The organism is Microcoleus sp. S13_B4 (assembly GCF_036700885.1).
In the GTDB taxonomy this organism is placed as follows: Bacteria; Cyanobacteriota; Cyanobacteriia; order Cyanobacteriales; family Microcoleaceae; genus Microcoleus.
Genome location: NZ_JAUBPU010000012.1, coordinates 35,130 through 46,902 on the forward strand (window position 1 = coordinate 35,130; position 11,773 = coordinate 46,902).

At 45.7% G+C, this 11,773-nt stretch carries 11 protein-coding genes; 9 read left to right on the forward strand and 2 right to left on the reverse strand.

Translation table 11 applies throughout. The annotated features are described in order from the left end of the window. Window positions 1–105: 105 nt before the first annotated feature. Window positions 106–1,239, reverse strand: a complete 1,134-nt coding sequence (locus QT994_RS09645; protein ID WP_333173788.1) for a cob(I)yrinic acid a,c-diamide adenosyltransferase — start codon at window positions 1,237–1,239, stop codon at window positions 106–108. A 227-nt stretch (window positions 1,240–1,466) separates the two neighbouring features. Here QT994_RS09645 and fraC point away from each other — a divergent pair, with 227 nt between their 5' ends. The 6 genes from fraC to QT994_RS09675 all read left to right on the forward strand — a co-directional run bounded on the left by fraC (window position 1,467) and on the right by QT994_RS09675 (window position 6,741). Next, entirely contained in the window at window positions 1,467–1,985 is a 519-nt protein-coding gene (fraC, locus tag QT994_RS09650) for a filament integrity protein FraC (protein WP_333173790.1), read from the forward strand. A 5-nt stretch (window positions 1,986–1,990) separates the two neighbouring features. Continuing rightward, window positions 1,991–2,989, forward strand: a complete 999-nt coding sequence (locus tag QT994_RS09655; protein ID WP_333173793.1) for a DUF5357 family protein — start codon at window positions 1,991–1,993, stop codon at window positions 2,987–2,989. A 234-nt stretch (window positions 2,990–3,223) separates the two neighbouring features. Beyond that, window positions 3,224–3,997, forward strand: a complete 774-nt coding sequence (locus tag QT994_RS09660; RefSeq protein WP_333173796.1) for an ABC transporter permease — start codon at window positions 3,224–3,226, stop codon at window positions 3,995–3,997. A gap of 161 nt (window positions 3,998–4,158) precedes the next feature. Beyond that, the gene (locus tag QT994_RS09665) at window positions 4,159–4,938 is read left to right on the forward strand and encodes a Uma2 family endonuclease (protein WP_333173799.1); all 780 of its coding nucleotides are present in this window, start codon (window positions 4,159–4,161) and stop codon (window positions 4,936–4,938) included. A gap of 136 nt (window positions 4,939–5,074) precedes the next feature. Next, window positions 5,075–5,902, forward strand: coding sequence for an ATP-dependent sacrificial sulfur transferase LarE (gene larE / locus QT994_RS09670; RefSeq protein ID WP_333173802.1), 828 nt, complete (start codon window positions 5,075–5,077; stop codon window positions 5,900–5,902). 110 nt (window positions 5,903–6,012) lie between these two features. Continuing rightward, entirely contained in the window at window positions 6,013–6,741 is a 729-nt protein-coding gene (locus QT994_RS09675; RefSeq protein WP_333173804.1) for an SGNH/GDSL hydrolase family protein, read from the forward strand. 246 nt (window positions 6,742–6,987) lie between these two features. On the opposite strand, the gene QT994_RS09680 is transcribed toward QT994_RS09675, so the two are convergent. After that, window positions 6,988–8,832 (reverse strand): polysaccharide biosynthesis/export family protein, encoded by a 1,845-nt coding sequence (locus QT994_RS09680; RefSeq protein WP_333173806.1) that lies wholly within the window; start codon window positions 8,830–8,832, stop codon window positions 6,988–6,990. A gap of 333 nt (window positions 8,833–9,165) precedes the next feature. On the opposite strand from QT994_RS09680, the gene QT994_RS09685 reads away from it, so the two are divergent. The 3 genes from QT994_RS09685 to QT994_RS09695 all read left to right on the forward strand — a co-directional run bounded on the left by QT994_RS09685 (window position 9,166) and on the right by QT994_RS09695 (window position 11,766). After that, complete coding sequence (locus QT994_RS09685) at window positions 9,166–9,855, forward strand: class I SAM-dependent methyltransferase (protein WP_333173809.1); 690 nt, start codon at window positions 9,166–9,168, stop codon at window positions 9,853–9,855. Window positions 9,856–10,214: 359 nt separating this feature from the next. Beyond that, window positions 10,215–10,853, forward strand: a complete 639-nt coding sequence (locus tag QT994_RS09690) for a histidine phosphatase family protein (protein ID WP_333173811.1) — start codon at window positions 10,215–10,217, stop codon at window positions 10,851–10,853. Window positions 10,854–10,998: 145 nt separating this feature from the next. After that, window positions 10,999–11,766, forward strand: coding sequence for a YebC/PmpR family DNA-binding transcriptional regulator (locus QT994_RS09695; RefSeq protein ID WP_333173813.1), 768 nt, complete (start codon window positions 10,999–11,001; stop codon window positions 11,764–11,766). Window positions 11,767–11,773 lie beyond the last annotated feature (7 nt).

An 11,773-nucleotide genomic window follows, 5' to 3' on the forward strand; every position in this document is an offset into this window, starting at 1 on the left:
AGATTTGTTACTTGGTAACAAGGCTTTGTGGCAATTTCCGGTTTTCCAGGCAGGGCCATCATTTAATAATTCTGACCCGGATTGAACTGCGTACCGCTCCGGGCTTTAAAAGTCTACGCCCCGCTTTAGTTCTACGCCCCGATCGCCGTAGTGTTTGTGACAGTATACCTCGGAGTGTACGCTTGCCAAGTCAAAGTAAGCATGGGGTTTGTGGCAGCGCCCGGTGATAATAATTTCTGTATCCCGCGGCTTGCGTAGCAGGGCTTCTACGATCGGCTCTACCGGCAGCAGTTCTAAGTCTACTGTGGGATTGAGTTCGTCGAGAATAATCGTTTTGTACCAGCCGCTGGCGATCGCACATTTGGCGATTTCCCAGCCGCGTTCTGCTTCTATGCAGTCTAGCTCTTGCTGTTGCCCCCGCCAAACTATAGCATCTCGGCCGCACCGCTGGTGGTCTACTAGCTGCGGATAGCTTTGGCGCAAAGCTGCGATCGCCGCATCTTCTGTATAACCCGTGCCACCTTTTAGCCACTGCACGATTAACACCCGGTGAGATTGGTCTTGACTGATACCCCTACCTATTGCCTGCAAAGCTTTGCCCAAAGCGCTCGTAGACTTGCCTTTCCCCGCTCCAGTGTATATTTCGATACCGGAAATATGATGCTCTGCCGCTGCGGGGTGATAGTGGGGTTTCATTTCTGAGTGTAAGTCGGCAATCTCCAGCAAAGCTTCCGGGGCCGCTCGGCCTGTGGCGATGACTTCTAAATATTCTGGTTTGTTTTTGAGGGTTTGGACTACTTCGTCAACTGACAGCAAACCCAAGTCCAATACGGGGTTTAGTTCGTCTAGTACCACGACGGAATATAGCTCGCTGGCGATCGCTCCTTTGGCGATATCCCATCCTCGCTGAGCTTCGGCGCGATCGAAGCGGGTGATTGCTTCGGCCCCAAAATATTCGGCTCTGCCAGTACGCACTTGGTCGATCAAGTGGGGAAATGCCCGTTGCAAGGCTTCTATTGCCCCGTCTTCGTCGTAGGAGCGGCCGGGGCCTTTGAGAAAGCGCAGCAACAAGACTCGCGTGGGCGAGTCAGAATTAATACCCAGCCCGATCGACCGCAACACTACTCCCAAAGCTGCCTGAGACTTGCCTTTACCAGCGCCGTCGTAGACGTGAATCTGACCCGCGGCGCGTTCCGACCGGGATGAGGCTGTCCGAATACCAATGCCATTCCTTACCATAATCAGCAGTTGTTTGAGTCTGTAGCGGGGTGGGTATTCGATCGCGCGCCTTGAATGTTTAATTTTTCCATTCTGTTGGCGGATCTCAACAGATTATACGATAACTTCTAACCCCCAATCTTTTAAGCAGCGAGCTAAAGCAATCAGGTACTCAAACCTCCGGTTAAGATTATTCCGCTTGTGTTGTACAATTAAAATTTAACACGGACTGATATACCTAAAGGCTTATGATTGCGAGTGTTTTCCCATTTCGGACTGTTTTGGTGCAAATTTTAATTATGTTTTTGGCGATCGCGATCGAATCGTGGTTTTTGCAAAAACTCCTTAAACTCGGCCCCAAAACTAGCATTGAATATACAGCCATCCTCAATCTATCTTGCACTTGCGTAGGCTGGTTAGTTTTCTTCGGCATTGAAAGCGTTCTTACCAAAGATTTGCGGGAACAGCTTATCGGTTATATTTTATTAGGTAGAGGCGATAATGTTTACGCTCCAATAACTATGATAGCCCTCTCAGTATTAGCAGTAACTTTTCTAGCTAAGTGGCAGGGATTAGAATTCATAGATAACATGGTTTCCGGCAATAAAAAAGCTTCCAAACCTCAGTTTTTAGGACCACCAACCCTCACCCGCCGTCCTCCCAAAAAAACTTTTCAAGTAACTACCCAGTTTGGGGGGATTTTAATCGCCCACACTGTTAGCAATATCGTTATTTTAACCGTGTTGTTTTTGCAAAGCGTCTATTGAAATTTATGATGAAGCAATTTATTGATGTCACTCAGCAACTAACTAAGCTGACGAACAACCTTTGGGAAACCAATAAAAAAATCCAAAAGGCGATGATTCCGCCTAAAGTTGTCCACTGGAAGACTCCTTTACTGCTCAGCATCTTTTTAGCTTTGCTGACAGTGGCGGCAGTCACTGACTGGCGGACGAGAACTTTGCTTTTTGATATGAGCTGGTTATTTTTTACACTTTCAATGGGTTTGCTGACCAGCCAGCAACCTTTTGTGATTAAAGGAGTAAGTCTGAGTCCGTGGGTGACAAGCATTTTAATTGGGTTGTGGTTGCTGGTAAGATTGCCGTCGGATAGGAAGGAAATAGCGTGGATATCCGGCCCACTTATAGCAGTAGTAGTTCTTGCGACAATAGAGATTTGGAATAGCGAGTCAAAACGGGAAGGTATCAGGTCGTTGGTGCGCCCTCAGTTTTTGATGATTACTCTAGTTCACCTGCTGTTTTCCTGTTGGTTTGCTTTTCACTTTTTAATTCAAGGTTGGATAAAACAGTATCCCAGCGTTTTATCTCAGGATTTGAGGCAAAGCGATTATGTGGTGACATTTCAACAGCCAACTATTAATCGTTCCCGAGGAGTTGTCATCCTCAATGCAATGGAGCGATACCTGCAAAATGAAGCCAGAACAAAACCGTGGGCGCAGGTAGAGCAAATGTTAATAGATATTGACAATGAGCGATTTTTTCTGCGGAATCAAGCTTTAAAAACAACTGGGATAGTCCCAGAAGATGCGAGCTGGGATGTCAAAACTTCGATCGTCCAAGGAGCATCCCGCTATCAGTTAGAGATGCAGGCAACTTGGCTGGGATTGGTTTTTAGACCGGAAATATATTCGTTTACAAAATCTTGCGAGGTGTTCGAGATAGGAAATAGGGCGACTGTAACCTGCGATGCGATAAAACGCTCTCAACCCGGACAGAAAAAAGATGGAACGGCGGGGGACAGTCAAGTTTGATTCTGTCTCTGTTAACTAATTGCGATCGGTATAGCGGGAGAGTGGGAGAGTCGGAGAGTGGGAGCGTCTGAGAGTCTGAGAGGGAAAAAATCTTCACATCGATCCTCTTCCCTCTTCCTTCTTTTTACTCTGAGCGAAGCCGAAGAGCCTTCTTCCTTCTTCCTTCTTCCTTCTTCCCTCTTCCTTCTTCCTTACCTAAAATATGGCGAAATTTTTCAGCGGGTTAATAACTAGATGAATTTGAGAAGAATCTTGACAGTCGCGACCAATGTATTTTGGGAAGTAATTCGCGATCGCATCCTTTACTTAATTATTATTTTTGCTCTGTTGATGGGCGCGTCCGTACGGTTGATACCGGAATTGGCGGCGACAACCGAAAAGAAAATTATCTTAGATATCGGTTTGGCTGCTATGAGCCTCCTCGGTCTAATTGCCACAGTCTTTGTGGCTACCGGATTGGTCAACAAAGAAATTGAAAAGCGGACTGTTTATCTCTTAGTTGCTAAGCCGATAAGTCGGGCGGAGTTAATTGTGGGCAAGCACTTAGGGCTATCGGCGGTGCTGGCGGTGCTTGTAGCAGCAATGACTGTTATCTATCTGGCTATTCTGAGTTTGAGCCGCATTCCTTTCCCTTTAGAAAGCATTTTAATCGCTTCGTTGTTTGTCTGGTTTGAGCTGTGTCTAATGGCCGGTGTCGGGATTTTATTTGGGGTTTTTAGCAGTTCGCTGCTGGCAACTTTACTGACATTTGGCGTTTATTTGATGGGACATTCGACGCGGGATTTAGTGGCTTTGGGCAAGTTAACTAAAAATCCTGGAATTGAACAATTGATGATGGGACTTTATTTGGTTTTGCCGGATTTAGCCCGATTCAATTTGAGAAACGATGCTATTTACGGACAAGTTCCTTACTTGGCAGGTTTGATTACAGATGCTGGCTACGGTTTGCTGTATGTGGTGCTGCTGTTGTCAATTGCGATCGCCATATTTTCCCGCCGGGAATTTTAAACAGTTCGCAGCATCGGACTTTAGTCCTAGGATTGAGAGGACTAAAGTCCGATGCTGTGAACCACTTTTATAATCGAATTAGCGCGCTAAGATATAGACAAGGTTATCGATCGCCCATCTCGACTAAAACTCAAACTTTTATTGGTAAAATGAGGTGACTTATGACTACTATAATTCACAAACCGATATCGCAGCTCAAGATTACTTGGCCGCTGCTACCGGATGATTTCATCCTACCAGACGACCCGGTGGAAAATATAGAACATCCTTTAATCTCTAACGGTTTGTGCCAGTCTGTAGTGAATTCCCCCGAACTAATGCAAGACGCACTCATAGTTTCTAATTTTGCTTTGTGCGCTGCTGTGGACGATCGCACTATTTGCAAAGCCCCAGACTGGATGTACGTGCAGCCGGTTCAACCTTGGCCTCACAACTATCCCCGCCGCAGTTACACGCCTCATACCGAAGGAACAGTCCCTTTGGTAGTGATGGAATTTCTATCAGCTACTTACGGCGACGAATACTCTGTGGAACACACAGAAGAAATCGGCAAGTGGTTTTTTTACGAACAAGTAATCAAAGTTACTCGCTATGTCATTTTTCGACCGCATACAGGCAGAATAGAAGTTTATGCGCTTGAATCAGAGCGTTATGAAAATCAAAATCCTGATGAAAACGGCCGTTATTTAATACCTGGATTAAATCTATTTTTGGGAGTGTGGCAGGGAACTCGCGAAGGCAGAACCGGATATTGGCTGCGCTGGTGGACGGCGGGCGGAGAACTGCTTTTGTGGCCGGAAGAAAGGGAAGAAAATGAACGCCAGCGAGCCGATCGCCAACAGCAAGACAAAGAGTTAGCCGAGACGCTGCTGGGACAGGAAAGACAGCGAAATCAAGAACTTTTGGCTCGATTGGCAGCCCTCGGTATCGATCCAGAATAGCATTAGAAGTCCGATGGAAGTGGGAAAAAGGAACAGGTTCGAGGGAAAAAGGGAACCCGATCGAGATATGCTTTCCTCCTCCTTCTTTCTTGAGTTTGCTTTCTTACTTCTCTGTTTTTAACAAAAAGTTGAAATTATGTTAGTAGAAAAACTCCAACAATTACAAGATATTTTCGCACAGATGGAACGGGCTTTGATTGCCTACTCCGGCGGAATTGACAGCACTTTGGTAGCAAAAATCGCTTTTGATGTGTTGGGCGATCGCGCTTTGGCAGTAACGGCTGTTTCGCCGTCTTTACTGCCAGAAGATTTAGAAGATGCACGGATTCAAGCAGCAGAAATTGGCATTGCCCACCAGGAAGTAGAAACTCAGGAAATGGCAAATCCAAATTACACTTCTAACCCGGTTAACCGCTGCTACTTCTGCAAAAGCGAACTGCACGATACTTTGAAACCGCTAGCACTAGCAAAGGGTTATCCTTATGTGGTGGACGGGGTTAATGCTGACGATTTAAAGGATTACCGTCCCGGAATTCAGGCTGCAAAGGAACGCGGCGCGCGATCGCCTTTAGCAGAAGTAGGAATTACTAAGTTTGAAGTGCGGCAATTGGCAAAAGAATTGGGTTTGCCTTGGTGGGACAAACCGGCTCAACCTTGTTTGAGTTCGCGCTTTCCTTACGGCGAAGAAATCACTGTTGGAAAGTTGCAAAGAGTGGGGCGCGCTGAACGCTATTTGCGACAGTTGGGACTGAAAAATTTGCGAGTGCGATCGGATGGAGATACGGCGCGCATTGAGTTGCCTGCTGAGGAGATTCAGGAGTTTGTGGTAAATACGGATTTGCCTGCCTTGGTGGCGGTGTTTCAAGAGTTTGGTTTTATGTACGCGACTTTGGATTTGGAGGGGTTTCGCAGCGGCAAATTAAATCAGGTTTTGCAGCCGGAGTTGTTGCGGCCGAAAGGTTGATTAATTATCCTGAAAAGACGATCGCAATTTCGCTAAATTTGCATAAATTATGACTGCTGATTAAAGGAATAGTATAAACTAAACTAGGAGCAAGAGTAGCAGTAAGTTTTATGAAAGTTAAATTTAGGTTATTTGCCGTCGTGTTGGCTTTGTTGTTGTCGGCTTACGTCCCCTTTCGGGTTTTAGCTAACCCGCAACCTTCGGGAGATACAGTTAGTTCTGCCCTGTGGTGGCAAGTTGCTGTGTACAATCAGGTACAACAAATTAAAGAACGGCAATATCAAGGGTGTGTGTGGGGCGATTCTATTTCCTCGGCTCTGGGAGACTCTTTGGGAGCAGAAAATTTTAATTTTGCCATCGGAGGGATGAGTTCAGTTTCGCTGCTAGAACAGCTTAAACTTTTAGTACCGCAGCGGTTTACCTGCGAAAAAGCGATTGTGGCGATCGGCACAAATGATGCTATGTACGGCATTAGCGACGAGCAGTTTGTCAGCAATTTGAAACAGGCGATCGCCGTGATGCGATCGCTCGGAACCAAACAGATTATTCTGATTCCTGCTTTTTACTCAACTCTTGCTGCTAGCTACAATCCTAAATTTGCAGGAACAATTGCCAGAGTAGACGAAATTAATGTTCTCATTGATAAAGTAGCGGCAGACGAAAATATTCCTGTGGAATCTAGTGGCATACAAGCATTGTTTAAGGAAAAAGCTCTCAATGCAGATTTAACAATAGACGGGGTTCATCTCAATGCCAAAGGTTTAGATATATACAGAAAAGTTTTGTTAAATATTGTGCATCCTCCCTTAACAACTCGCAATTTTTATGAAATAAAATAGCAATCCGATCTGAGTCTCACAACACAACGCCCTCTTGTCTTCCTAGACTTCTTGTATAGCAAGACTTTCAGATTTTACATATCTAGAAAATCACTTATGATTGCTATATGTGTTTAAATTATTACTTTAAATTCCTTGCGGACTTTAATCGTGTGTTTTGAACTCAACGACCCCAATCAATTTTTTTGCAGGGAGGACTGAAGTCCTCACTACAAACTTATAAGGGTTATTTTACCTGACTAGATATCAAGGAGTGGTTGTCGTAGTTTGTGGCTGAATTTGCTGCGGCTGCTGATTTTGGAGCTGAAGTTGCTGCTGTTGAATCAGAAGCTGCTGATTCTGAAGATCTATTTGCCGCTGTCTGTCTTCAAGTTGCAGTCTTCTGTCTTCTGCTTGCTGCAATCTATCTTGACGCTGTATCTCTCTTTCTAGCTGTCTGTCTTCACGCTGCTCTTGTCTGTCTTGACGTTGTTCGCGAATCTGTCTGAGTTGATTCTTACGCTCGAAATCCCCTCCCAAAAATAAGTTTTGAAAAGCGTTGATAGTTGCTTGAAACCCCGTAAAAACGCCGCTAACAGCGCTGATCCCCGTTGCAGCTCCTGCGATCGGCTGCAAAAAACTGTTGATATTGTCTCCTACCCTAGCATAGCCCGATCGCGCTACTAGAATCACATCGTTGTTGCGAAGAGTTGGGTTATTATTAGGATTCAACCCTTGAGCAAAATCCACCTCTATCGTGCGGCGAGACACAGTACCGTTGGGGTTCAAACGCAATAGTTCTACCTTGTCTTTTTTAGCCCGCAATTGATTGAAACTGCCTGCGGTGAGCAAAGCTTGGTGCAGGGATGTACTAGGCCGCACCTGCAAAGCCCCAGGCCTAATTACTTCTCCTACAATATTGATGCTAATCGCGTTCGGAGAAAAACTGCTATTTGCGACTTGAGAAACTTCAGCTAAGTCTACATTAGCTGCCGTCGGGATAATGACGCTATCTCCTTCTTGGAGCAAAATATCTTGAGTTGCGTCGCCTTTTTGCAGCAAATCCCACAGATTTACCATGATAGTTTGTTCGGTGCCACCTCTGACTCGGCGGCGGATTTGCACGCGGCGAATGTCAGCTTCTGTAGTGATACCACCAGCAATTTTCAATGCTCTAGTTATTGTTGGTAAGCCTACAACTGCTCCTTGCTGTTGGTCGATAGATACAAAACTTAACTCTGTTTGTTGGTTGGTCGATCGCACATCCGAAGCAAATACAGTATAAGGCCCCGGTCGGTTCACTTCCCCGACAATTACCACGCCAATTGGTTTAGTAATATCAGCGGAAAAATTAGCACTGGCTCTTTGACGGACTTCTTGAGTATTAAGGGCACTTGCTGTCGGTACAAAAATTGTATCTCCATCTCGAATGGTGACATCTTGACGCAAATTTCCCGTCTCTAAAAAATCCTGCAAATCTACCGTAGTAACTTGCTCCGGCCCGCCTCTGCGGGGACGGCGAATTTGGACATTTCGCATATCTCCTGCTGATGTCACGCCTTTTGCAAGTTGCAGCATTTCCATCAAAGTCGGGAATTTTACTCCTCCTCCTTCTCTAGTGGGATTAATCTTGTAGGAACCGGGGCGAGTAACTTCGCCGGCAAGACCTATATTTAGGGGGCGGGCGACGATCACAGTCACGGTAACAACAGGAACATTGATGAAGGGTTCGTATCGCTTGGTAATCACGTTAGCGGCTTGTTGCAGCGTCAACCCTTGAATTGAGACGCTGCGAATGATTGGCAAATTGAGCGTCCCGTCAACTAATACTTGATATTCCTTGCTGAATTCAGGGACGCCGAAGATATCTAAAGCAATGCGATCACCCGGGCCTAAAGTATAAGCTGCTTCTTGTGTCAGCGAACCAAGATTGCCGATCGGCGGCAAACTCGAACCCGGAGGTGGCGGCGGCGGTACTCTCGGTTGGTTTGGGTTCCTAGCGGGCGCAGGATTTCTGATGGCAGGCAACTGAGCTCTACTGGGTAGCGAACTCAATAGCACCAGGAGTGCTGACAAACTCAGACTTGTAGCGGTTTGAACGGTATGTTTCATCTTTCTTCCCTGGTTGCAGCCTGCCAATGAACAAGAGCAATTTAGCTAGTTGATTTTAGTTTATTTTCCCTGCTGTCAAGTGTAGCCTCGGTTCGCTGCAAAATCCACAGGTGGAATCATAAAAATTGTGCGATCGCACTTAACTATTTTGCCCCCTCTTTGTAAAGAAAGTGTAAAGCCCGCCAACTGTTCTCAGGATTAGGATCTCGTTTGATCACAACTCTTGGTACATAACTCGGGATACAAATCAACCCGCCACAGAAAGGAGATAGGAAAAAAACGCCCTAATTTGAGGTAAAATATTAGATAATTCTATCTGCGGGACAAAGACAAGTGTCACTAAAATTGGATAAAGTAATTCCCTGGGGACGCTGCTTGGATGAATACATAGGAATGTTTAGCTTGACATCAAGTGACCTCAACCTAGCAATTCTTGATTGCGCGGGCGGCCCGGCGAGTTTCAATGCCGAAATGACTCGCCAAGGTAAAAAGGTAATTTCTTGCGATCCAGTTTATCAGTTTACTGCGGTGGAAATTGGCGATCGTATCCAAGAAACATATCAAACTGTGATTGATGCTGTTAAGGCAAATGTAGATGGCTATCTCTGGAATAATTTTGAATCGCCGTACCAGCTAGGCGAAGTGCGAATGAAGGCGATGCAGGAATTTTTAGAAGATTTTCCATCAGGCTTGCAGCAAGGCCGCTACCTGAATGCTGAGCTGCCAGTTTTGCCTTTCGAGAACGGCCAATTCGATTTAGCTTTGTGCAGCCATTTCTTATTTGCTTATTCTCACCTGCTTTCCGAAGAATTTCATCTAGAAGCAATTACAGAAATGTGTCGGGTTGCGAAGGAAGTCCGGGTATTCCCTCTATTGCAGAGTTTTAGCGGGGAGGAATCAGATCACTTAAACCCGATTCTCACGGAATTGAAAAAGAGAGGTTTTAGTGTAGAAATTCAAGAGGCTCCCTATGAGTTTCAAAAAGGCGGGAATAAGATGCTGCGAGTTAGGGGGCGAATGTAATTCGCGGCTCTACAAACTTTTATCCCCCCACGCGGAATGAAATAAAAATATGGTGAGTAGACTTATTTCCTAAATCTGGAAACAGCAGATTAACGCAGATGCCTTTCAAGATATTTGGCGACTTTTTCAAGATATCGAGAAAAAGCTTGATCGCGTACCTGATTTTGAATACATGGCAAAATCCATTGTAAAATTAAAAACACGATCGCACCCTATAACTCCTTACCCCATCCGCTATCCATCTGCGTCTATCTGCGTGCATCTGCGGTTAAAAAAAATCTCATCAATAGCTTCGCAACCAATCAAATTACCAAACTTTGATATAATATTACATCTAGAAGCAAAACTCAAACCAACTCATGCCCCAAACAGTCTGGATCGCACGACACGGAAACCGCATCGACTTCGTTAACCCCGACTGGTTTCTCACCGCAGAACGCCGCTACGATCCCCACCTTTCCGAAGACGGTCACATTCAAGCGAAACAACTCGCCAATCGCCTCAAAGGAGAGGGAATTTCTCATATTTTTGCTTCTCCTTTTCTGCGAACTGTCCAAACAGCTAATCACGCGGCCGAAGCTCTCGATTTGTCAATTAAACTAGAGTGGGGACTGTGCGAATGGCTGAATCCAGAATGGATGACAGAAATGCCAGAAACTGAGTCCGTCGAAGCTTTGTGCAGGCGTTTTCCCAGGATTGATGCTTCCTATAAAGGCGGTATTGCTAATTATCCCGAAACTGGGGAAGCTTGTTTCAAAAGGGCGGGGGAAACTGCTAAACGCCTCGCGGCTGAGTTTCCCGAAGATATGTTATTGGTAGGTCACGGTGCGTCGGTTTTAGGAACTGCGATCGGGCTGGTGGGCTGTGCTGAAACGGAAATTAACGCTTCTTTGTGCTGTTTGGTGAAAGTGGTGCGGGGTGAGGGAGAATGGTCGATCGCACTTAATGGCGATACTTCTCACCTGACTGACTCTGAAGCCGTTATCCGGTTTAATTAAAGTTGAGATTCGTGCTAAAAATCGCATTTTATGCTATGTGTGTAAGGTGCGCCGAGGTGCATCCTACGTTAATCTGATTAGTCCGACTCTGGGTGTTATTGTTTAATCTCGATCGCAAATTTTAAATCGAAAATCTCAAATCGGTATGGCTGGACACAGTAAGTGGGCGAATATTAAACGCCAAAAAGCTAGAGTTGATGCCGTTAAAGGCAAGGTTTTTGCTAGAATATCTCGCGAAATTATTGTCGCGGCCCGCAGCGGAGTTCCCGATCCCGCTGGCAATTTTCAACTGCGGACGGCTATTGAAAAAGCCAAGGCGGCGGATATTCCTAATGAAAACATAGAAAGGGCGATCGCCAAAGGTGCTGGCTTGGCGGGGGGAAGTTCGGAATTAGAAGCTATTCGCTACGAAGGTTACGGCGTTGGCGGAGTTGCTATCCTGATTGAAGCGCTGACAGACAATCGCAACCGCACAGCGGCTGACTTGCGAGAAGCTTTTACTAAAAATGGCGGCAACCTGGGCGAAACTGGTTGTGTGGGCTGGATGTTTGACCACAAAGGAGTTTGTACAGTACGCGGCCCGATTGATGAGGAACAATTGTTTGAAGCGTCGCTAGAGGCGGCTGCGGAATCTTATGATTTGATATTAATTGATGAGGATACTGAAGGTGCAGAGGTATTTACAAGTGTGGCTCATTTGGAACAACTGGCTGATATTTTGAAACAAAAAAAATTTGCAGTTTTGCAGTCGGAAAATCGCTGGATTCCGAGCAATACAGTGGAAATAGACACTCCTGAAAAAGCTCGATCGCTCCTTAAGTTAATGGATGCACTGGAAGATTTGGACGACGTGCAAAGCGTGACGGCGAATTTTGAAATGACAGATGAATTGATGTCTTCCGTCATGGTGTAACAATCTA